The organism is Alkalibacillus filiformis (genome assembly GCF_030814115.1).
GTDB lineage: Bacteria > Bacillota > Bacilli > Bacillales > Alkalibacillaceae > Alkalibacillus > Alkalibacillus filiformis.
Genome location: NZ_JAUSUP010000013.1, coordinates 12,109 through 35,186, shown reverse-complemented (window position 1 = coordinate 35,186; position 23,078 = coordinate 12,109). Strand labels below are relative to the sequence as shown.

The 23,078-nt window shown below is 33.2% G+C and carries 19 protein-coding genes and 1 pseudogene; all 20 read left to right on the top strand.

Annotated features, from left to right (window positions below; genetic code table 11):
* The first annotated feature begins 126 nt into the window (after positions 1 to 126).
* The 20 genes and pseudogenes from J2R98_RS12840 to cysQ all read left to right on the top strand — a co-directional run bounded on the left by J2R98_RS12840 (position 127) and on the right by cysQ (position 23,060).
* Complete coding sequence (locus J2R98_RS12840) at positions 127 to 714, top strand: sugar transferase (RefSeq protein WP_307069620.1); 588 nt, start codon at positions 127 to 129, stop codon at positions 712 to 714.
* A gap of 5 nt (positions 715 to 719) precedes the next feature.
* Positions 720 to 1,358: an acetyltransferase gene (locus J2R98_RS12835; protein ID WP_307069618.1), complete on the top strand. Its 639-nt coding sequence runs from the start codon at positions 720 to 722 to the stop codon at positions 1,356 to 1,358.
* A gap of 2 nt (positions 1,359 to 1,360) precedes the next feature.
* Positions 1,361 to 2,173 carry a hypothetical protein gene (locus J2R98_RS12830; RefSeq protein ID WP_307069616.1) on the top strand — a complete coding sequence of 271 codons (813 nt, stop codon included), beginning with the start codon at positions 1,361 to 1,363 and terminating at the stop codon, positions 2,171 to 2,173.
* Positions 2,174 to 2,182: 9 nt separating this feature from the next.
* A complete protein-coding gene (locus J2R98_RS12825) occupies positions 2,183 to 3,289 on the top strand; it encodes a DegT/DnrJ/EryC1/StrS family aminotransferase (protein ID WP_307069614.1) in 1,107 nt (368 codons plus the stop codon).
* Positions 3,290 to 3,326: 37 nt separating this feature from the next.
* On the top strand, positions 3,327 to 4,376 hold the full coding sequence (locus J2R98_RS12820) for a Gfo/Idh/MocA family protein (RefSeq protein ID WP_307069612.1): 1,050 nt from the start codon (positions 3,327 to 3,329) through the stop codon (positions 4,374 to 4,376).
* Positions 4,376 to 5,716 (top strand): nucleotide sugar dehydrogenase, encoded by a 1,341-nt coding sequence (locus J2R98_RS12815; RefSeq protein WP_307069610.1) that lies wholly within the window; start codon positions 4,376 to 4,378, stop codon positions 5,714 to 5,716. Before J2R98_RS12820 ends, J2R98_RS12815 begins: the two co-directional genes overlap by 1 nt.
* A 27-nt stretch (positions 5,717 to 5,743) precedes the next feature.
* Positions 5,744 to 6,841 (top strand): glycosyltransferase family 4 protein, encoded by a 1,098-nt coding sequence (locus J2R98_RS12810; RefSeq protein ID WP_307069609.1) that lies wholly within the window; start codon positions 5,744 to 5,746, stop codon positions 6,839 to 6,841.
* Between the two features lie 69 nt (positions 6,842 to 6,910).
* Positions 6,911 to 8,134 carry a glycosyltransferase family 4 protein gene (locus J2R98_RS12805; protein WP_307069607.1) on the top strand — a complete coding sequence of 408 codons (1,224 nt, stop codon included), beginning with the start codon at positions 6,911 to 6,913 and terminating at the stop codon, positions 8,132 to 8,134.
* Positions 8,135 to 8,150: 16 nt separating this feature from the next.
* Positions 8,151 to 8,723 (top strand): acyltransferase, encoded by a 573-nt coding sequence (locus tag J2R98_RS12800; protein ID WP_307069605.1) that lies wholly within the window; start codon positions 8,151 to 8,153, stop codon positions 8,721 to 8,723.
* Positions 8,723 to 9,820 (top strand): DegT/DnrJ/EryC1/StrS family aminotransferase, encoded by a 1,098-nt coding sequence (locus J2R98_RS12795; protein WP_307069603.1) that lies wholly within the window; start codon positions 8,723 to 8,725, stop codon positions 9,818 to 9,820. The genes J2R98_RS12800 and J2R98_RS12795 overlap by 1 nt, the downstream gene beginning before the upstream one ends.
* Before the next feature lie 109 nt (positions 9,821 to 9,929).
* Positions 9,930 to 11,108, top strand: a complete 1,179-nt coding sequence (locus J2R98_RS12790; RefSeq protein ID WP_307069601.1) for a glycosyltransferase family 4 protein — start codon at positions 9,930 to 9,932, stop codon at positions 11,106 to 11,108.
* A gap of 503 nt (positions 11,109 to 11,611) precedes the next feature.
* Positions 11,612 to 12,796: a glycosyltransferase gene (locus J2R98_RS12785; protein ID WP_307069598.1), complete on the top strand. Its 1,185-nt coding sequence runs from the start codon at positions 11,612 to 11,614 to the stop codon at positions 12,794 to 12,796.
* A gap of 25 nt (positions 12,797 to 12,821) precedes the next feature.
* Positions 12,822 to 14,333, top strand: coding sequence for a flippase (locus J2R98_RS12780; RefSeq protein WP_307069596.1), 1,512 nt, complete (start codon positions 12,822 to 12,824; stop codon positions 14,331 to 14,333).
* 38 nt (positions 14,334 to 14,371) lie between these two features.
* Positions 14,372 to 15,340: a sulfotransferase family protein gene (locus J2R98_RS12775; RefSeq protein WP_307069594.1), complete on the top strand. Its 969-nt coding sequence runs from the start codon at positions 14,372 to 14,374 to the stop codon at positions 15,338 to 15,340.
* 169 nt (positions 15,341 to 15,509) lie between these two features.
* A pseudogene (locus J2R98_RS14565) lies at positions 15,510 to 15,877 on the top strand (ATP-binding protein); the annotation flags it as partial.
* 358 nt (positions 15,878 to 16,235) lie between these two features.
* Entirely contained in the window at positions 16,236 to 17,414 is a 1,179-nt protein-coding gene (locus J2R98_RS12765) for an O-antigen ligase family protein (RefSeq protein ID WP_307069591.1), read from the top strand.
* A 276-nt stretch (positions 17,415 to 17,690) separates the two neighbouring features.
* Positions 17,691 to 18,590, top strand: coding sequence for a sulfate adenylyltransferase subunit CysD (cysD, locus tag J2R98_RS12760; protein WP_307069589.1), 900 nt, complete (start codon positions 17,691 to 17,693; stop codon positions 18,588 to 18,590).
* Position 18,591: 1 nt separating this feature from the next.
* The gene (gene cysC, locus J2R98_RS12755; protein ID WP_307069587.1) at positions 18,592 to 20,418 is read left to right on the top strand and encodes an adenylyl-sulfate kinase; all 1,827 of its coding nucleotides are present in this window, start codon (positions 18,592 to 18,594) and stop codon (positions 20,416 to 20,418) included.
* Between the two features lie 62 nt (positions 20,419 to 20,480).
* Positions 20,481 to 22,259, top strand: coding sequence for an SLC13 family permease (locus tag J2R98_RS12750; protein WP_307069585.1), 1,779 nt, complete (start codon positions 20,481 to 20,483; stop codon positions 22,257 to 22,259).
* Positions 22,260 to 22,277: 18 nt separating this feature from the next.
* On the top strand, positions 22,278 to 23,060 hold the full coding sequence (gene cysQ, locus J2R98_RS12745) for a 3'(2'),5'-bisphosphate nucleotidase CysQ (protein ID WP_307069583.1): 783 nt from the start codon (positions 22,278 to 22,280) through the stop codon (positions 23,058 to 23,060).
* Positions 23,061 to 23,078: the final 18 nt, after the last annotated feature.

Below are 23,078 nucleotides of genomic sequence, written 5' to 3'. Positions count from 1 at the left end.
GCGAAAATAAAGTTTTCTTAAAGACAACGATTGAGGTGTCTCTTGAGAGTGATGATGTGAGATGAAATTCTACAATTTATGAGTGAAGTGTTAGAGAAACACAAAGTTATATAAGGGGAATACTTAATGAAAAGATGGTTTGATTTGATAGTATCAATAACTATAGCCGTGTTATTATTCATCCCAATATTAATGGTTGCACTAGCTATATTGCTTTCAATGGGACGTCCAATTCTTTTTATGCAGAAACGTCCTGGGGAAGGTGAAAAACCTTTCTATTTATATAAATTTCGTTCAATGACAAATGGAACTGACTCCGAAGGTAACTTGTTGCCTAATGAACAACGAATAACGAGAACTGGGTCTATAATTAGGAAATTAAGCTTGGATGAATTACCACAGCTAATTAATGTGATTAAAGGCGATATAAGCCTAGTTGGGCCAAGGCCTTTATTGATGGAGTATTTATCTTTATACTCAGAGAGACAAGCGAAAAGGCATGATGTGAAACCTGGCATTACAGGTTGGGCACAAGTAAATGGTCGCAACTCGATTTCATGGGAAGAGAAGTTCGAATTAGATGTCTGGTACGTAGAGAATCGGTCTTTTTTATTAGACATGAAAATATTATTGTTAACCTTTATAAAAGTGTTTAAAAGAGAAGGGATCAACTCTAGCCAAGGTCAATTTGTTGAAAAGTTTCGAGGAGAGTAAAATATATGAACAAGAATAAGTTAGTTATAATCGGCGCTGGTGATTTAGGGAAAGTTGTGTTAGATACAGTATTACAAGCAAATACATATGAGTTGAAGAATATAGTGTTTCTCGATGATGTGGTAGAGCGTGATACTGAATTTTTAGGTGCCAAAGTAGTCGGAGGGCTCGATGAAGCAAACAAATTTAAAAGTCACGGCTATAAATTTATAATTGCTATCTCAAATAATAAGATTAGAAAGAAAATCGCAGATGAATTAACTTTACCATATATCAATGTAATTCATCCAAATGCAACGATCTCTGCGAATTCATCTTACGGAGTGGGGAACATTATACTGGCTAATTCTACGATTGACCCGGATGTTAAGATAAACAACCTTGTTATAATCAACAAAAATAGTAGTATTGGTCATGACTCGGTGTTAGAAGATTATACACAAGTCTCACCAGGGTGTGCTTTAGGAGGATACACATATTTAAAAGAGAGTGTATTCCTTGGATTGGGTGCGAACACTCTACCAAAGGTGAACATCGGTGAATGTACGACTGTAGGAGCTGGTTCGACCGTCACGAAAGATATTGAAAGTAATGTAGTGGCGATAGGTAGCCCTTGCAAGAAAGTTAAAAGTATTGGTGTATAGTTATGAACGCTTTGTTTATCGGTGGGTCAACCTTTCTTGGCCATTCCTTAAAAAGCCAGTTTAAGAGAATTTATTTAAGTAGTCATATAACATCCATAGATTTGCCGAGAGAAAATTATTTGTTATTTAAAACATCTGATGAAGAATTTTTAGATATGAGAGACCTTGTGAAACTAGGGAACTATTCAAAAGATGTAGATTATATCTTTATAAATTTATATGATTTACTGGACCCAAGTGCAATACATGAAAGTAAACAAAGTCAAAATTTATTACTACAAACACTAAATTTCTGTTTAGACCTAATTGAGAGGCAAAATGCGAATGTGCTATTGCTACTAAATAAGAATCAATACTTAGAACCCAGTAACAGTTATCAAAACCAATATAATATAATTCTAGATTTCTACCTTACATACTTCAAATACTTAAGTAAGGTTAATAACGAAAAAATATCAATTTTTATGTTACCTAATTTGATAGGAAAATATGCTCCGCAACATTCGGTGATGCAAATTTTCAAAAATAATATCAAAAGCAATCAACCGTCAACTGTAACGGTATCTAAAAGGGAATTTGTTCATGTGAATGAAGTAGTTAGCATAATTTTAGACCATTTAAATTCAGTTGAGAACTATATAGAGGTGAAAAGTTCAAGTATTGAAATTGCTAATCTATTCTACATAGTTAACAACAAGTTAAATGGTAAAAGTAATTCTATTGTATTAAATAAGGAGCCATATTTATTAAATAGAATCCCTTTAGATCCAGAAATAACAAAAAAGGCAAGTAGCAGCTTAAACTTTTATAAATGAGGTCTTATTATGGGAAGAATTTACTTATCGTCACCACACATGAGTGAAGAGGGTTACGAACAACAATATGTACAAGAAGCATTTGATACAAACTGGATTGCACCATTAGGGAGTAATGTGAACGGTTTTGAACAAGAGTTAGCCGATAAAGTTGGAATTAAATCAGCTGCTGCACTGTCGTCAGGTACAGCAGCTATTCATTTAGCGCTTAAAGCTGCTGGAGTTGGACGAGAAGACATCGTTTTTTGTCCGACGTTAACTTTTTCAGCAACGGCCAACCCTATCATTTATCAAGGTGCAATACCAGTATTTATCGATAGCGATTATAAAACATGGAATATGTGTCCAGAAGCATTAGAAGAAGCATTTGAAAAGTACCCAGAAGTTAAAGCAGTCATCGTTGTTCACCTTTACGGATTATCAGCAGAATTAGACCGTATTGTAGAACTATGTAATCAATATAACGTTACATTAATTGAAGATGCTGCAGAATCATTGGGCACTTATTACAAAGGTAAACAAACGGGCACATTTGGAGATTACGGTATTTTCTCATTTAATGGTAACAAGATCATTACCACTTCTGGTGGAGGAATGCTAGTTTCCAATAATGAAGAAATGGTGGAAAAGGCAAGATTTTGGGCGACTCAATCGCGTGATCAAGCCCGACATTACCAACATAGTGAACTAGGTTATAACTATCGAATGAGTAATGTTGTCGCTGGTATTGGTAGAGGTCAATTAAAGGTGTTAGATGAACGAGTTCAGAAAAAGAAATCTATCTATGAAACTTATAAACAAGAATTGAATGCCCTTGATGGAATTGGTTTCATGCCAGAGAACGACTTTGATGACCCTAACTACTGGTTAAGCTGTATAACATTAAATGGTAGTGTAAAACCAGCTGATATTATGGATGCGTTAGATGCAGAAAACATCGAGTCCAGACCCATTTGGAAGCCAATACATATGCAACCATACTTTGAAAAATATGATTATATCGGGCATGGTGTTGCAGAAAAGTTGTTTGATGTAGGCGTATGTTTACCAAGTGATACAAAGATGACTGTTCAACAAATAAACAGAGTTATAAGAAGTATTAAGTCTTTATGGTAACTTTAAAAAATTCTTAATAATTGAAGAGGTGTTATTTATGATAAATTTCGCAATCATAGGTTGTGGCCGTATTGCCAAAAAGCATAAAGAGGCAATTTTAAATACAAAAGAAGCAAAGCTTTATGCTGTTTGTGATGTAGAAGAATCTAAAGCTCACGATTTAGTTCAAGGATTAACTGATGTAAAAGTATACTCGAATTATCAAGAATTATTAGGTGATAAGAATGTACATGTTGTGAACGTGTGTACAGAACATATCCCACATACCCAAATTGGAATTGACGCTATGCATGCCGAAAAACATGTAATGATCGAAAAACCGATTGCAGTTAATTTGCCTGATACTAATAGACTTATTGAAACTCAAAAATTAACAGGTGTTAAAGCATCAGTTGTTCACCAAAATCGTTTTAATGACGTTGTACAAAAAACACGTGAAGCCTTAGAGCAAGGGAGGTTTGGGGAATTTTCCCACGGAGTTGCAAGTATTAGATGGAATCGAAACATGAATTATTATAATTTAAATAGTTGGCGCGGATCAGCTGACCATAAAGATGGTATTTTAATGAATCAGTGCATCCATAATATTGACCTTTTAATTTGGATGATGGGACCAGTCAAAAAAGTAACGGGAATAATAAAAACACGTTTTAGAGATATAGAAATGGAAGATGTCGCTGCTGCAACGCTTGAATTTGAAAGTGGTGCGATAGGAGTAATAGAAGGAGCAGGGACAACATACCCATCTAATTTGGAAGAAACTTTGAATCTATTCGGTGAACAAGGGACTGTTATCCTTGGTGGGATAGCAGTAAATAAAATTGAATCATGGCGATTTAATGAGGATTTTCATGATGAAGAAGCAACAATGGTAGTTGAACAAGAAAACCCAACTGATGTATACGGGTTCGGCCATCAACGCATTGTACAAGATATGGTTAATTCAATCAAAGAAGACCGTGAACCTTATATTACCTTAGAAGATGGCAAAAGTGCTCTTGAAATCATTCTTGCTATTTATGAATCGTCAAAGCAGGGTGGTAAGCCTATTTATTTAAGTGAATTACGTGAAGGGATGTTGAATTAATGACATTAACAGATCAAATAAAAAACTCGAATGCTAAAACTTTAATTGATAAATTAGAAAGTAAAACTGCAACAATCGGTGTTGTCGGATTAGGTTACGTCGGCCTACCGTTAGCAGTTGAAAAAGCTAAAGCAGGTTACAAAGTGATTGGATTTGATGTTCAGCAAGAACGCGTCAATCAAGTTAATGATGGCATTAACTACATTGGTGATGTGGTTGACGAAGAATTGAACCAAATCATTAAAGATGATTCTTTGAAAGCTACAACGGATTATAGATTGATAGAAGAAGTTGATGCTGTTGCTATTTGTGTGCCGACACCTTTAGATATCTACAAACAGCCGGATACTTCTTATGTGGAAAGCTCATCCAGTGAAATATCGAAATATATTAAAGAGGGGACTCTCGTCGTCTTAGAGAGTACTACGTACCCAGGAACAACAGAAGAAATAGTAAAACCGTTGATTGAAAAGAGCGGGTTTAGTTGTGGAGAAACCTTCTTCTTAGCGTATTCACCAGAGCGGGTAGATCCTGGTAATAAACAATTTAACACGAAGAACACGCCGAAAGTTGTTGGTGGTATAACTGAAGAATGCACAAAAGTAGCTGCTTCAATGTATGAGAGTGTACTAGAAAGTAATATTCATCAAGTATCTAGTCCATCAGTTGCAGAGATGGAGAAGATTCTAGAAAATACATTTCGTAATATAAACATTGGCTTGGCAAATGAAATGGCCATTTTGTGTAATAAAATGGGCTTAGATGTATGGGAAGTAATTGATGCAGCCGCAACAAAGCCATATGGCTTTATGCCATTTTATCCAGGACCAGGTTTAGGTGGTCATTGCATACCAATTGACCCTTGGTATTTAACTTGGAAAGCACGTGAATACAATTACCATACTCGATTAATTGAAACAGCTGGAGAAATTAATAATGAAATGCCTGAATATGTAGTTAAGAGAGTGATGGAGTTATTGAATGATGAAGGCAAAGCATTAAATGGATCAAGTATTCTGATATTAGGCGTTGCATACAAAAAAGATATTGATGATTATAGAGAATCGCCAGTGTTACCGATAATTCAATTACTCGAAAATCGAGGTGCTAATTTAACTATTATTGACCCATATATTAACGAATTTAAGCTTAATAATAAGATGAGGTCGACTTCTGATGGCACGCTTGATGATTTCACAAACAATTCACCTGATTTAACATTAATTACTACAAACCACTCAGCATTTGATTATAAGAAGATTCAATATATTTCTTCGGTAATTCTAGATACAAGAAACTCAATTGAAGAAGTTATAATGAATAAATATTACAAAATATAAATGAGAAATGAAAATGGTGAAGATTGTATGAAAATATGTCACTTAACATCAGTTCATAAATACAATGACATAAGAATCACAGTTAAAGAATGTACAACGTTAGTCAATGCTGGTTATGATGTACATTTAATTGCACCTAATACAAGGGTTAAGGAATTTAATGGTGTTACTATTCATGGGTTATTTAATAACTATAATGGTAGATTGAATAGAATTAAAAAATTTACTAAACAAATTTATCAAAAAGCTGTAGAACTTGATGCCGATGTTTATCATTTCCATGATCCAGAGCTTATTCCGGTGGGTTTGAAGTTGAAACGCAAAGGTAAAAACGTAATTTATGATATTCATGAAGATGTGCCAAGGCAAATCATGAGTAAGAGTTGGATTCCTAAGCCATTAAGAAAAAGTGTTTCATCAGTATTTGAAAGGTATGAAAACAATTCAGCAAAAAAGTTTGATGCTTTAATTGTTGCTACACCATTCATAAAGAAAAGGTTTTATAATGTTAATGAAAATTCTGTAAATGTAAACAATTACCCAATATTAAGTGAAATGCATATCGATCATTCAGAAACCTTTAAAAAAAGACAAATAGCTTATATAGGTGGGATTTCAAAAGCAAGAGGTAGCATTACGATGGCAAAAGCTATTAATAATACTTCTGCTAAATTAGTATTAGCAGGTTCTTTTCTTACAAAAACAGAAGAAAATGAATTTTATAATCATATAACTGCAAATAATATTAAACATTTAGGGTTTATAGATCGTGAAGAAATCAAAAATACACTGAGTGAATCTTTAGCAGGGTTAGTAATATTAGAACCGAAAGAAAATTACTTAGATTCCCTACCTATTAAAATGTTTGAGTATATGTCTGCTAGCATTCCTGTGATAGCTTCCAATTTTCCCTTATGGAAAAACATTATTGAAAAAAACAATTGTGGGATTTGTGTTAATCCATTAAATGAAGATGAAATAGCTGAAGCGATTCAGTGGATTATCGATAACCCTAAGGAAGCTAAAAAAATGGGTGAAAATGGAAGGTTGGCTGTTGAAAATTATTTTAATTGGGAACAAGAGTCAATCAAGCTAATAGGGACTTATAAAGACATAGATCTATAAACTGAAATTAGATAGTATTTGGATTGTAAGTAATTATCTAACAGAAAATTAAAAAAGGAAAAGTTAAATATGAAAGTTTGGATCCTAAACCATTACGCAAAACCACATGAGGGCAGACATTTTAAAATATCGAAATATCTAACTGAAAAGGGGCATAAAGTTAAAGTATTTTCTGCAAGTACAATCCATGGTACTCAGCAGAATCGAATTTCACAAAATGAAAATTATAAATTAGAAGTTTATGATAGTGTTCCTTTTGTTTTCATTAATTCAACCGCTTACTTAGGAAATGAAAAAAAACGGTATAAAAATATGTTAGATTATGCATGGCGGTTATTAAAAGTTTCAAAACAATTTGGACATGATAAACCGGATATTATATATGCATCATCTGTTCATCCTTTATCTTGGTTATCAGGTTATTTATTAGCAAAACGTTATAATGCAAAATTCATTGCTGAGACCCGTGATTTATGGCCTGAAACACTGGTTGCTATGCGGAAAATAAATAAAACAAGTGTAATTGCCAAATTGATGTATAGTCTTGAAAAATTTATTTATAAAAAAGCTGATTCATTAATTTTTACAATGGAAGGTGGTCAAAGTTATTTAGAAGAACGTTCAATTAAAAGAAAAAATGTATATCATGTCAATAATGGTGTAGACCTTTATGAGTATAATTACAATGTTCGCACATACGAATATAATGACGATGACTTAGATGATAAATCGTCATTTAAAATTGTTTACACTGGATCAATGGGAATTGCAAATGCAGTGGATGACATTATTGATGTTGCTCAGGAAATAGAGCATAGAGGGTATACTAATATTAAATTCATATTATTTGGCGATGGTTATTTAAGAGAAAGTCACCAAAAACGCGTTAAGGAACTTGGACTTTGTAATGTAAAATTTAAAGGGAAGGTGCCAAAAAAATATATACCAAATATCTTGTCGAAGAGTGATTTAAATATTATTACAGGTCAACAAACTTATCTATATAATTATGGAATTAGTTTGAATAAGATATTTGATTATTTCGCCTCAGCTAAGCCAGTAATATCAAATTTGAAATGTCAGTATGACCTAATAGGAAGGCATCGTTGTGGAACAACGGTAGAGAGTGATTCAATTGAAGATTTCGCTAATGAAATTATACAATTTGAGAATTTGACAAATGAAAATTATCAGCAATATTGTAAAAATTCATTAGAAGTTGCAAAAAAATATGATTACAAAATGTTAACAGAAAAAATAGAAAAGGTACTTTTGAAAAACGTTTCTAAATAAAGAAAGCAGGATTTATATGTCTTATTATATACACAAAACAAGTTATATAGATGAAGGTGCTACAATAGGCACTAATAGTAAAGTGTGGCATTTTTCTCATGTTATGCCTTACGCTCAGATAGGTAATAATTGTAATCTGGGTCAAAATGTTTTCATTGGAAAGAATGTAAAGATAGGTAACGGGGTTAAAATACAAAATAATGTATCTGTATATGAAGGTGTCGAATTAGAAGATTATGTATTTTGTGGTCCTAGCATGGTTTTTACGAATGATATCAATCCTCGTGCTGCATTTCCAAAAGATATTAATCAAGGCTATTTAAAAACAAAAGTTGGTTATGGAGCTAGTATTGGAGCGAATGCGACAATAGTGTGCGGCAATACTCTTGGTAAATGGTCTTTCATAGCAGCTGGAGCAGTTGTTAACCATGATGTTCCTGATTATGCGATCATGGTTGGAGTACCAGCAAAACAAATAGGTTGGATGTGTAAATGCGGTCACAAAATAAATACTTATTATGCATGTTATCAATGTGGACGAACTTATGAGTTAACTAAAAATATTTTAATAGCAAAGGATGAGGTATAATGCATCAAATTCCTCCATTCACTACAGCTGAAGAAACGAAATTATTAAAGAAAGAAATTATGCAAGAAATTGAACGTGTTATTGATTCAGGACAGTTTATTTTGGGTCCTGATGTTAAAAATTTGGAAAAAGAAGTGGCGGAGTATCTAAATGTTAAGTATGCAATTGGCTTAAATTCAGGAACAGATGCACTAATAATTGCTTTAAGAGCATTAGATATTCAAGAAGGTGATGAGGTAATTGTCCCATCGTTCACGTTTTTTGCTACTGCAGAAGCAGTTGAACACGTTGGAGCAACACCTGTCTTTATTGATGTTGATGAATCAACGTATAATATTGATATTAGCTTAATGGAGAATCTAATAACAAAAAAGACGAAAGCAATTATTCCGGTTCATTTATTTGGACATGCTGTTAATATGGATCCACTGATGGAAATTGCTAATAATTATAACTTAATAGTTATTGAGGACGTTGCACAAGCATTTGGAGGAGAATATAAAGGGCAAAAAACAGGGTCAATCGGCCACATAGGTTGCTTCTCGTTCTTCCCTACTAAAAACCTAGGGGCGTATGGTGATGGTGGTCTTATCGTAACAGATGATGAAGAAATTTATGAAATGGCATCCATGTTGCGTGCACACGGCTCAAAGAAAAAGTACCACAATGAGTTAGTAGGTTATAATTCCAGACTTGATTCTATTCAAGCGGCCATTCTTCGAGTTAAATTGAATAGTATAGAGGAATGGAATGAAGGAAGAAGGCGAGTAGATCAACAATACAAAGAATTGCTGTCTGATTTAGACGGGATAATTTTACCCACAGAGATGGGTGGTACGAAACACGTGTATCATCAATTTACGATTCGAGTGTTGAACGGCAAACGTGATAAATTGCAAGCATATTTGAAAGAACAAGGTATTGGAACAATGGTGTATTATCCTACTCCTGTTCATAAGCTTCCTTTATACAACTCAAGTATAAAACTTCCTATATCTGAAATGTTAGCTGATGAAGTTCTGAGTTTACCTATGTATCCGCACCTGTCTATTGATGAAATAAATAAAATAGGACATATAATAAAAAGGTTTTTATAAATTCATCACATATAGGTTAATTATAGCTGAACCATTATCTTAATAATACAGAAAAACTCTTACACCGTTTGAGCTTGTCAAATTTAAAAAGATCTGTGAGTTGATAATTATGAATATCATGGTCATTACTACACTATACCCGACGCACAAAGAACAACAAAGGAACGAAATCACCCATGCATTACATTATTTTTTTGATGATTGGGCCAAACAAGGGCATAAAGTTCAAGTTGTTAGAATACAACCAACATATCCTAGTGTTTTTAATGTGTTGAAAAAGAGTAAAATGGCAAATGCTTTTAAAACAGTCAGTTCTTTCAAGAAAGATAATGTGAATGTTACAAGGGTTCCGATAACTAAAATACCTAAAATTAATTATGGTGAAGCATCTATTAATAAAAGCTATAAAATTATTAAAAATTATCTGGATGAGATTGATAAACCTGATGTTATTTTATGTCATATGATAAACCCATCATTATATATAGCAGAATTAGTAAAAAAGTATATCGATGTTCCCTTAGTTGTAACACTTCACCAAACGGATTTATTGTACTTGGATAGTAAAAAAAAGCATCGTTCTAGATATGATAAGGTATTACGAAATATAGATCAACTTTGTTTTAGAAGTGAATCTATTCGAGAAACATATAATAAGATAGGATTTATTGTGGATCAAACGAGCATTGTTTCGTCTGGGATTGATGAAGATGCAATCATAGACTTAAATAAATTGAAAAATAAAAAGAATCGTAAGTCGAAAGAAGTATTTATAGCCGCTTCACTTATAAAGCTGAAAAATATAGATGTCCTTTTAAGATCATTTTCAAAACTAAATGATAAAGATATAGTGTTAAAAATTGCAGGAAGTGGACCTGAAAAAAATAAGTTATTGAAATTGGTTCGTCAGTTAGGCATAGAACATAAAGTGAGTTTTTTAGGGTTCTTAAGCAGAAAAGAAGTGTTGAAATATATGGAAGAATCTGATGTATTTGTAATGGTTAGTTCACCTGAAACTTTTGGTTTAGTTTATTTAGAAGCGATGGCAAAAGGTTGTATCACAATAGGAGCAAAAGGTGAAGGAATAGACGGAACAATAGTTGATGGTGAAAATGGTTATTTATGTAGCCCAAGAAATGTCAATGAATTAAAATTGAAGTTAGCACAAAGCATTCATAATACAAATAAAGATAAGATGTTAACAAATGCAGTTTCCACTGCCAAGAAGATGACTCAAAATCAAATTTCTGAAGACTATTTGCGTACTTTAAAAAGAATTAAAAGGTAAGGTTTTACTATAATGAAGACAAATTCTATTAGTAATGAAAAAAATAAACCAAATTATAGTGTGTAGTATATCTTCTTCTTTTTATTATTATACCTTGATTTTCTTGCACCAAATATAGTGGCAGGGGCTACATTGGTATAATTGTTCTTTATTTAATATTGCTTCTTTTTTCATTATATAAACTAAAGGTTAATAAACTTACTGTTATAATATTAATGTATACTTTATATATTACTTTTATTGATATATATTCATTTTATTTTTAGCCACAGTCACTGACTATGATTTTGAGCCCTATAGTCTATAATCTTATACCATTATCTATATAGACAACACAAACGAGACAGAATTATAGGTATACCTGCTTATATTGAAGCAATCCAAATTCAAGACAAGACCTATGAAATATTTAATAAAATTTAAACGAAAATTCAAGAAATAGTTAATTTATTGAGGAAGATTGTTATTGACACACTACATTAGATTTTTAAAGGATGGAAACCATGAGAATTCTATTTATTACCGAGTTGGATATCAGAAAAACAGGTGGCTTATTCAATGCAACATATAAAAGAGTTTTAAAACATTCTAAAAAACACGATGTGACCGTGATTAATAATAATACTTATCATAGTACTTTTGTAGCTAATATTAAAAAATTATTAAGAAAGGGTATTAATTATAAATCCGAGTTTTCAACTCAAGATATAAAAGGTGTTCAAGTACGTAATTTGAATATTCCATTATCAGCCTTATTTTATTTAAAAAACTTCTTAACAAACTCTCCAGCAGAACATATGTTTAAGTATTATATCAAGTGCTTCAAGGATGATTTGGAAAAGACTGATATTATTCATGCACATAAAGGTTTTCCGCATGGATATATAGCATATCAATTAAATGAAAAGTATAGAGTTCCTTATTTTGTTACCATACATGGGAGTGAACTGAATAGGGTACAAGAGAATAACAAAACTAAGTTAATTAAGTCCATGGAGAATGCTGAAAAGTGTTTTTTTGTAAGTGAGGCGTTGTTAAGAGAGGCTAAATCTAAAGGTTATTCTGGAGAAAATGCGGTGGTCACTTATAATGGCGTTGATCTAATGGAGTTCAATCGTGAAATTAAAATTACTAGTGCTAAACAAAAGAAAGTTGCATATATGGGAGCATTCAAGGAAATAAAAGGGGTCGATTTGCTTCCAGAAATTTTTAGAGAAATTAATAAACTAGAAAGTAACATTTCCTTTAAACTCATAGGTGATGGAGTGTTGAAAAATAATGTTGAAATGGATTTAATAAAGAATGAGCTTGTAGAAAAGGTTGAATTATTAGGTAATATACCACCTGAAAAAGTTCCCGAAACCCTCGAAGATGTTGGTGTTTTAGTAGTCCCAAGTCGTGCTGAAGGGTTAGGTATGGTAGTGTTGGAAGCTAATGCAATGGGGATTCCTGTAGTCGGTTCGGAAGTTGGAGGAATCCCAGAAGCTATCGGTTATAACAAAAATGTTTATTCACTAGATGATAATTTTGAAAAAAATATAGCTAAAAGAGTTGTTGAGATTTTAAACTCTTCTAACTATGAATCCAATGCTTTGAAATTAAAGGAAAGGATAGAAGAAAACTTTTCTTGGGAAGTAGTCTGTGAATTGGAAGAATACCATTACAATAAGATTGTAAAACGAAATTAATCTATGATGTGAAAAGGTGTATGTTGTGGGAAGTGAATTAAAAAATGTTACTAAACAATCAAGTATTGTTTTTATAGGTAAAATCCTAGGGCTTGTATTTGGTCTTCTATTTAACTTAATTGCAGCACGTTTTCTTGGAGCTGAAGTATATGGTCAATTCACATTAATATTTACTTTTATAAGCTTCTTTCCTATGTTAGCATTATTAGGCTTGCAACAGGGGTTAGTGTATTATTTACCAAAAATGACTGAAGAAAAGAATTATAACTACAGGAATCAAATAATAAGTATTAGTTATATTTTTGTACTTCTTGTAAGTTTATTATTTACTATTTTATTAATAACTAATAGTGAATGGATAGGATCTTTATTAAATGGTTCTGAATCTGATTATAGTTATATAATTAAAATATTGTCACCGTTAATAATATTGTTAGTGTTATCAAAATTAACTCAAGGTGTCTTTAGAGGTATTAAAGACATTAAACCATTTGTTATTAATCAAGATATAATTATACCAATTCTAAAAATTATATCACTAACTTTTGCTTTAACATTATTAGGAACAACTTTAGAAACATTAGTTCTTTCATTTTATATTTCTATCTTTATTGGTGTTCTTTATTTAATATATAAAGTTCACAACAAAAAGCTTTTTTCAAGAATAAAAATAGATGCTTTAAAGGAATATAAGAAAGTATTAATTTATTCCTTGCCATTAATGTTTACAGGGTTTTTAGGATTTATAAGTCAAAAAACTGACATCTTAATGATAGGCTACTTTTTAACAGACGAAGAGGTAGGGGTGTATAGAATTGCGTTACAAATTGGAACTTTAAGCGGTTTTATACTTGTAGCTTTTAATATGATGTTTGCTCCAACCATATCTTCTCTTTTTCATAGAGGGGATATGAAAGAATTAGAATCCATGTTTAAGACCATTACAAAATGGGTTGTTATAGTTAATTTATTTGCTTTTAGTATTATTCTTTTGCTAAATGATGAAATAATGTATTTGTTTGGTGAAGAGTTTTTAATAGGATCTACTGTGCTAGTTATAATTGCTTGTGGCCAGCTGGTAAACGTAGGAGTCGGTTCATCAGGTTATATATTAATTATGACAGGTTACTCAATGTATGGCATGTATATTAATATTTTAATAGTTGTAATAAATATAGTATTAAACCTTATGTTAATTCCTAACCATGGTATATCAGGAGCAGCGGTCGCTTCTCTAGTTTCAGTCGCTCTGGCAAACATTATAAGATTGTTGTTAGTATATAAGCTTTATCGAATACATCCATATAGTTTCCAATATATCAATGCTATATTTGCTGTTTTGATTAGTTTTGTGTCAGTGTACTTTATTAAAATGGTTTTTACTATATCTTATATAGTAGATTTAATTATATATGTACCAATAACCATTTTGTTGTTTTCGTTAGTTATGTATTTATTTGGTTTAAGTAATGATGACAAATTTATTTTATATAAAATTATGGATAAAATAAAAGGAAATAAAACTAAGAACAATTAAACTTAAATTGACATTATATTTGAGAAAGGGTGTTCAGGGTGAAAACATTAAAAGAAAACAAAATATCTAAAAAAAATAGATATCCTAGAAAAGTTTATAATATGTATGATACAGCGAAATTACTAAAAAGGTTTTTATTAAACAGATCTCCACTCAATTATAAGACTGAAAATGTGAGTTGTACGCCCTTTTTCATTATAGGATCGGGTAGGTCTGGAAACACTTTGTTACGAGCTATGCTTACAAGCCACTCAGAAATATCAATTCCACCAGAATCTTATGTTTTAAATAGAGTCATTAGAAAGTTCCATACATATAATTTTTTAGAGTGGGATGAATTGGTGAAGATTGTTATAGGTGAATTTGAATCTCATCAACAATTTCCAACTTGGGATATAAATACAAATGAACTCTACCAAAGACTCAAGTTATTATCAAAGGAAAAAAGGACTCTAGCAAATATTATAGATGAGTTATATGTTTATTATTCCGAAGTTCATTTTCCTGGTTCTCAAATTTGGGGAGATAAAACTCCGTTAAATACGTTAGGTTTGAATTGGTTAGATAGTTTATTTCCTAATGCTAAGTATATTCATATTATTAGGGATGGTAGAGATGTCGCAAATTCTTATCAAAAAGCGGGTTTATATGACTTAAAGTATTCATGTGAAAGGTGGAACGAAAGTATTACACGAGCTAAGAAGTTCGGTAGGAAGAAAGAAAGGCAGCAATATTATGAAGTTCAATACGAAGATATTGTTAGAAATCCTAAAGATGAACTAAAAAAAATATGCAACTTTTTAAATATTAAATTCGAAGAATCTATGCTGTCTTTCTATGAAAATATTGGTGGATTAGGAGATACAAGTTTAAGCCATCATAAGAACTTAAATAATTCTGTTAATAAAAACTCAATAGGGAAATGGGAACATGAATTGTCTCTGAATGAAAAAGAGTATGTTAATTCAAACTTAGAAAAAAACTTAAAAATGCTAGGTTATAAATAGGTTTGTTTCAATGCTAATTAAAGTTAATTAATTGGGTGGGTGAAAAAATGGATAAAATTATTCACATTGGATATCACAAAACTGGCACAAATTTTATGCAAGAAGTTTTATTCCCTAATCATTGTAAACGCTAAACTAAAGTAGACCGAGTGGCCAGAAGAAAGAGGAACAGGTCATGTTTATAACATTGGAAGAATTAATAAGGAATTTAAAAGCTGAAGAATTCAGACGAAAAGCCCAAATTAGGATGAAACGATTAAGAAACGTTAATCTGGTCATTATTGATGATCTAATGTTTATGGCGATGGATCAGAGAGAAGCTAACCTCTTTTTCCATCTCATCAATGACTTACATGACAAAGCCTCGATTATATAAATTTAAATAAGGGTCCAAGTGATATTAGGTGATCAAGGGATCAGCACAGCCATTTTGGATGGGCTCTACATCGAGTAGAAGTCATTCAATTTCGCGATGAAAATAGTCATCAGATGAAGAATCGAACGTCCATATTTGAGGAAGAAAGTGTTCAGAATTAATTAGCAAAAAGTGTTCTTTTTTACTTGACGCTTACAATAGGGCTATGCTGTGAAGTTAGAGATAAGATCTATTATAAAAAAATGAAAAAGGATTGGGTCTTTTTTTATGTTAAAAATTTACTATCATTCTTTTTTTACATCAAAGACATTGGTTAATTTTATATTATCACTACCTATATATATAGTTCTTTATTACTTGGGGTTAATAGATATATCAAATGTGGGTGGCCCTCCAGTAATATATTATTTGTCAATGTTCGTATGTATATGGGTTTTGGTTGAGGCAATCACAAAAAATAACTATATTTATTTAATTTTCCTTTATCTTATGATCTACCCATTACTGCAGTGGTATATTATGAGAGATATTGTTTTTTTAAACTTTTCTTTATTGGGTTTAATTATAAACTATAGTTTGATTTATTGGATAGTATTAATATCTAGGATACTTGTAAATAAGAGATTAAAAGTAGATAGAAAAATAATTTATATTAATTGGGTAGTTCTAATCTTTGCTATTTTCTCAGTAATAAACGCGGAGAGAATAGATGTTGCTATTAATGGTGTTATTTACGGGGGGATAATTCCTTATGCAATATTTCTAGTTATTAGTAATATTGTTGAAAATAGAAGAGATATACATTTAGTATTAAATACAATTTTTGTTGTTATGCTAATCCATAGCCTAACAACAATTATTTTAGAAACGCAGAACATAATATATATAGCCTTAGAAAATGAAAGGTTCTCGGGAATATTTACTAATTCAAATCAGTTAGCTGTTTTATTAGTAATTGCTATTTTAATAGCATTATACCTAAACTACCAAAAATTTAATACAGTATATGTTGTTGGAATAGGTGTGTTTATATTCTTGTTACTTGTTACTGGTTCTAGAGGTGCGCTACTTAGCCTTTTAGTGGGGATGTGCCTATTTCTAATTACAATTCCAATTACATTAAAAAGGTTAATTCTGTTTTGTGTGTATGCTTTACTAATTATTCCTTTTATTTTAAACGCTTCATATCTAGCTGAGTTTTCAACAACAATGTCTCGTTTTTTAGATCAAGGTTTAAATACACCTAGGGTGATGATATGGGATTTAACATTAGAGTATATTAATGAAAATAATTATATGTTGTGGGGAACCGGGATAGGGAATTACTATTATAATACTTTTGGGCAAACAGGTTGGACTTCTGCTCATAACTCATTGTTAAATTTAGCAACAACACTAGGAGTCATTGGTTCAGTATTATATCATTATATTATAATTTCGCATATAAAATTTAAGGCGATAATAAAGAAAGATACATTAAAGGTTCTACCATTAGTTTTATTAATCTCAGTTTTATTCTTTATGAATTTCGTTGCTTATGAGCTTGTTCTATTTAGAAGGTATGATGAAATTCTTATGAATATGAATACGAATGGGATTGTAACACATTTATGGATTTTATTGGGGCTATCAACTGTAATTAATAAATATGAAAAAGATCAAAATATAGGCTCTAGACAGGATCATTACTTTAAATAAAACTGATACATGAAGTTAGTTACTAAAGTTAAGAAGATGAACATGAAAAAGGAGTTATCCAATGTAACTAAACAACTAAGCTTTGTTTTTCTTGGGAAGGTTGTTGCACTAATCTTTGGTTTGTTTTTTAATTTTATTGCTGCTCGTTATTGAGGGTCAGAAGTGTACTTAGTTAGCCACAGGTTTTAATGACACTCTATAAAATTAAATATTTTCGCAAATTTTTAATAGTTTGAATGTATACTAATTTTGAAATTTCAAAGGAGGTACTTATCAATGAAAGAACTAACACACCTCGATCAACTTGAGGCTGAAGCAATATATATTATAAGAGAAGTAGCAGCAGAATGTGAAAACCCGGTCATGCTCTATTCGATCGGTAAAGATAGTTCAGTTATGCTTCATTTAGCAATGAAGGCATTTTATCCGGAAAAACCACCATTTCCGTTACTACACGTAAATACGACGTGGAAGTTTAAAGAAATGATAGATTTCCGTGATCGAAAGGCAAAAGAACTTGGTATTGAAATGTTTGAACATATTAATCAAGAAGGTGTTGAAAAAGGGATCAATCCATTTGATCATGGGGCGTCTTATACAGACGTCATGAAGACACAAGCTTTAAAACAAGCACTTGATAAACATGGATTTGATGCAGTGTTTGGTGGTGGACGTCGTGATGAGGAGAAGTCACGTGCAAAGGAACGTGTATTTTCATTCCGTAACGAAAACCATGCGTGGGATCCGAAGAATCAAAAGCCTGAAATGTGGAAGTTATACAATACGCACATTAATAAAGGTGAAAGCATGCGTGTGTTCCCGCTTTCTAACTGGACAGAAAAAGATATTTGGCAGTACATACGCCGTGAAAATATTGAGATTGTCCCGCTTTATTTTGCGAAAGAACGACCAGTGGTTGAACGCGATGGCAATATCGTTATGGTCGATGATGACCGCATGTCTATTGGTGAAGATGAAAAAGTTGAGCATAAGAAAGTGCGCTTCCGTACATTGGGTTGTTATCCATTAACTGGTGGTGTGGAGTCAGAAGCTGATACCTTAGATGAAATCATTGAAGAAACACTTGGCGCTGTCTCATCTGAGCGTACAAGTCGCGTGATTGACCAAGAGGCTGCAGGCAGCATGGAACGTCGCAAACGAGAGGGGTATTTCTAAAATGAAGGGACTATTAAAATTCCTCACATGTGGTAGTGTCGATGATGGTAAATCAACATTAATTGGACATATGCTATATGATGCTAAACTATTATTTGCGGACCAAGAAAAAGCATTAGAACTCGATAGTAAAGTTGGTAGTCGTGGTGGTGAAATAGACTATTCTTTATTACTAGATGGCCTTATGGCTGAGCGTGAACAAGGGATTACAATTGATGTTGCATATCGTTATTTTACATCAGATAACCGTTCATTTATCGTAGCAGACACCCCCGGACACGAAGAATATACACGTAATATGGCTGTTGGTGCGTCTTTTGCGGATTTAGCGGTAATTTTAGTTGACGCAACTAAAGGTGTTATTGCGCAAACAAAGCGTCACGCACGTATTTGTTCACTTATGGGGATTAACCATATTGTCTTAGCCGTGAACAAGATGGACTTGGTTGACTATGATGAAGCACGTTTTAACGAGATTAAACAAGAATTTGAACAGTTTACGTATAATTTCAATTTAGAGAGCATTCAAGTTATTCCAGTATCAGCAACTGCTGGCGATAACGTCACGAAATTATCCGAAAACACACCTTGGTATGATGGTAAGCCGTTGCTACAGTATTTAGAGGATATTGATGTGACAGATCAAATGGACGAAGCAGCGTTCACATTACCTGTTCAGCGCGTTAGCCGTCCAAGCCATCAATTCCGTGGTTTTCAAGGTCAAGTTGAATCAGGCCAAATTAATGTTGGCGATGAAGTTATAACGTTACCAAGTAAAGAGAAAGCAAATGTTAAGAGTTTACTAGTTTCAGATCAAGAGTCTGGTGAAGCGGGCATTGGCCAAGCTGTCACGGTTCAATTAGATCGAGAAGTCGATGTATCACGTGGTGACGTTTTAACAACAAATGAAGAGCTTAATGTTGCCGATAAATTTACGACAACACTATTATGGATGGATGGTGACGAATTAGTCGAAGGACGTAACTATTTAGTCAAACTTGGAACGAAAACACTTCCTGGTACAGTCATGAAAATCAAACATAAAATCGATATTAATACAGGTGATGACGTACCAGCTGACAAAGTTTATAAAAATGAGCTTGTTGTCTGTGATATTGCCTTATCTGAGAAAGCTGTTTTTGACAAATTCGAAAATAACGAAGCGCTTGGTGGTTTTATCTTAATTGATCGTGTATCAAACATGACATCAGCTGCAGGTGTAGTTAATCATGCTCTACGTCGCTCATCGAATGTTGTGTGGCAAGATACGGATATTACACGTCCAATCCGTTCACAACAGAAAGGCCAACAACCACTTACACTATGGTTTACAGGTTTATCTGGCTCAGGTAAATCAACCTTAGCTAACGAAGTGGAAAAACGTCTTGTCGCACATGGCCACCATACGATGTTATTAGACGGTGATAATGTTCGTCATGGCTTGAACCAAAACTTAGGGTTTAAAGAGGCCGATCGAGTCGAAAATATCCGTCGTATTGCTGAGGTAAGTAAGTTAATGAATGATGCAGGTCTGATCACGTTGTCGTCATTTATTTCACCATACGAAGGTGATCGCCAAAATGCACGTGACATTATCGGTGAATCATTTATCGAAATTTATGTCAGTACACCACTTGAAGTATGTGAAGAACGTGATGTTAAAGGGCTATATCAAAAAGCTCGAGATGGAGAAATCCCTAACTTCACGGGTGTCACAAGCCCATATGAAGCACCACAGAACCCAGATATCGAAGTTGACACAAGTCAAATGAGTTTAGATGAAGCAACAGATTATATCGTAAAACAAATTCAACAACAGTTAGCATAAACGAAAAAGGCTACTATCAATGTTATGGTAGTAGCCCTTTTTAATAGGAATGGGGTGATGAAGTGACAATAGAGATGATTTTTGTACTATGTATGATTTTAGTTATGTTTGGTGCCTTACTGTTTGAAATGGCGCGCCCCTATATGATTGTATTTTCTGTCTTAATCGTCTTTGTTTTAACTGGCCTGTTAACACCTCAAGAAGCCTTCAACGGTTTTTCTAACCAAGGTATGTTAACTATTGCATTATTATTTGTAGTAGCTGGAACGATTCAAAAATATGGTGTGTTGGAGAAGCTAATGGTAAGGTGGCTCGATCAAAGTCAAAGTGTTAAACACGCGATGTTTCGTTTCTTTTTTCCAGCATCTTTATCATCTGCCTTTCTAAACAATACACCAATCGTTGTCACATTCACCCCAATGATTAAAAACTGGTGTGAGGAGCGCGGAATCGCTCCATCGAAATTTTTAATTCCGTTGTCCTATGTCACGATCTTAGGTGGCACGATTACACTGATGGGTACGTCGACGAATCTTGTCATTCATGGAATGTTATTGGATCGTGAACTAACTGGATTTAGTATATTCCAGCTTGCTGTCGTTGGTATTCCAATCATGATTATCGGTTTTATCTATTTATTTACGATCGGAAATAAGTTGTTACCAGGTCATAAAGGATTTAGTGAACGTATTAAGGAAGAAACACGCGAATACATAGCAGAAATGGTCGTGTTATCATCATTTCATGGAGTTAACCAAACGGTTGCCGATGCAGGATTACGTGAATTAAAAGGGCTATACTTGATTGAAATTATTCGTGGCGAAGACCGCCTTTCACCTGTTAAATCGCAAACCATCATTGAAGAGGGCGACCGATTAATTTTTACTGGATTGATGTCAACCATTGCAGAATTACAACAAATAAAAGGACTAGAACTACAAACAGGTTCCAACCTCGACTTAGAGGATTTAAAAGATGGTGGTGTTCAACTTGTGGAAGCTGTTGTATCCCACCAATCTTCTTTATTATCAAAAACAATAAAACAATCTCAGTTTCGTTCACAGTTTGATGCCGGCGTGCTAGCCGTGCACCGTAACAATGAACGGATTCAAAGTAAAATCGGTGATATCATTTTAAAGCCTGGTGATGTATTACTCTTACTCGCCGGTTCAGATTTTGTGAAGCGCTACAGCAACTCCAATAATTTTTATATTGTGTCTTCATTAGAGACACCGAAAGATTTAAATGGCAATCCACGTAAAGGATGGTTGTCGATTGCGGTTTTACTATTGATGATCATGTCAGTAACACTTGGGTTCTTAACCATGTTTAAAGCCATGTTATTAACCGTCTTTATTTACGTGATTACTAAATTAGTAACACCAGAAGAAGCAAAGGGTTATATCCAATTTAATGTGTTACTTTTAATAGCTAGTGCATTTGGGGTTGGAGAAGCGATGACACAGACTGGCTTGGCATCGTGGTTAGCTAATGGATTACTAGTAATAGGTGAACCATTGGGTATATTGGTGTTGTTAGCTGCCGTGTATATATTAACGAATATCTTTACAGAGTTGATTACTAATAGTGCCGCTGCTGTGTTAATGCTTCCAATTGGACTTGAAATGGCATCAACATTAGGAGTGGATTACATGGGGTTTGCTGTAATCATTGCCATCGCAGCTTCAGCCAGTTTTATTACCCCAATTGGTTATCAAACGAATTTGATTGTTTACGGCCCCGGTGGCTATCACTTTAAAGATTACATTAAAGTCGGTACACCACTCGCATTACTTGTAATGATTACGACAGTAACCATTGTGAACTTTGTTTGGTTTTAATAAGAAAGGAGAATATATATGAGTGATCAAATTAAGACATTATATGACATTTGTTTAGAAGCAGGGAAAGAAATCATGTCTGTTTATGAACAAGATTTCGACGTGGCATTTAAAGAAGACGATTCCCCACTAACAATTGCGGATGAACGAGCACATCACGTGATTTCTCAAGGACTGAAATCAGCTTTTCCAGACATCCCGATTTTAAGCGAAGAAGGTCGCGATATTCCTTATGAAGAACGTAAGAAATGGAGTGAGTTTTGGTTAGTTGACCCGGTTGATGGTACGAAAGAATTTATTAAGAAAAATGGTGAATTTACCGTTAACATTGCTCTTGTTGAAGGAAATGTTTCAACATTAGGTGTGATTTACGCACCAGCTTTAGACATTATGTATATTGGTTCAGAAAGTGAGGGTGCTTATAAAGTTGAACAAGCATCAAAAGTGACTGCAGATTATTGGCTTGATGCAGCAGTGGAATTGCCTATGGATCAAGAGCGCGACACGATTCACGTTGTTGCAAGTCGCTCGCACATGTCTGAAGAAACTGAGGCTTTTATTGAAGGGTTAAAAGGTGATGTTCAAACTGTATCATCCGGCAGTAGCTTAAAGTTTTGCTTAGTCGCTGAAGGTGAAGCAGACTATTACCCACGCTACGCCCCAACTATGGAATGGGACACAGGTGCAGGCCAAGCGATTGTCGAAGCAGCAGGTGGACAAGTGTTACGAGAGTCAGATGGCGAGAGGTTTACTTATAATAAGAAAGAGTTATTGAATGAATGGTTTTTAGTGAAAAGATAAGTTGTTAAATAGCAAACT

Coding starts and splice junctions, on each gene's coding strand:
- J2R98_RS12785 (WP_307069598.1), top strand. CDS start 11,612: ATGAGAATTCTATTTATTACCGAGTTGGATATCAGAAAAACAGGTGGC.
- J2R98_RS12810 (WP_307069609.1), top strand. CDS start 5,744: ATGAAAATATGTCACTTAACATCAGTTCATAAATACAATGACATAAGA.
- J2R98_RS12830 (WP_307069616.1), top strand. CDS start 1,361: ATGAACGCTTTGTTTATCGGTGGGTCAACCTTTCTTGGCCATTCCTTA.
- J2R98_RS12790 (WP_307069601.1), top strand. CDS start 9,930: ATGAATATCATGGTCATTACTACACTATACCCGACGCACAAAGAACAA.
- J2R98_RS12795 (WP_307069603.1), top strand. CDS start 8,723: ATGCATCAAATTCCTCCATTCACTACAGCTGAAGAAACGAAATTATTA.
- J2R98_RS12800 (WP_307069605.1), top strand. CDS start 8,151: ATGTCTTATTATATACACAAAACAAGTTATATAGATGAAGGTGCTACA.
- J2R98_RS12765 (WP_307069591.1), top strand. CDS start 16,236: ATGAGAGATATTGTTTTTTTAAACTTTTCTTTATTGGGTTTAATTATA.
- J2R98_RS12805 (WP_307069607.1), top strand. CDS start 6,911: ATGAAAGTTTGGATCCTAAACCATTACGCAAAACCACATGAGGGCAGA.
- cysQ (WP_307069583.1), top strand. CDS start 22,278: ATGAGTGATCAAATTAAGACATTATATGACATTTGTTTAGAAGCAGGG.
- J2R98_RS12840 (WP_307069620.1), top strand. CDS start 127: ATGAAAAGATGGTTTGATTTGATAGTATCAATAACTATAGCCGTGTTA.
- J2R98_RS12820 (WP_307069612.1), top strand. CDS start 3,327: ATGATAAATTTCGCAATCATAGGTTGTGGCCGTATTGCCAAAAAGCAT.
- cysC (WP_307069587.1), top strand. CDS start 18,592: ATGAAGGGACTATTAAAATTCCTCACATGTGGTAGTGTCGATGATGGT.
- J2R98_RS12835 (WP_307069618.1), top strand. CDS start 720: ATGAACAAGAATAAGTTAGTTATAATCGGCGCTGGTGATTTAGGGAAA.
- J2R98_RS12815 (WP_307069610.1), top strand. CDS start 4,376: ATGACATTAACAGATCAAATAAAAAACTCGAATGCTAAAACTTTAATT.
- J2R98_RS12825 (WP_307069614.1), top strand. CDS start 2,183: ATGGGAAGAATTTACTTATCGTCACCACACATGAGTGAAGAGGGTTAC.
- cysD (WP_307069589.1), top strand. CDS start 17,691: ATGAAAGAACTAACACACCTCGATCAACTTGAGGCTGAAGCAATATAT.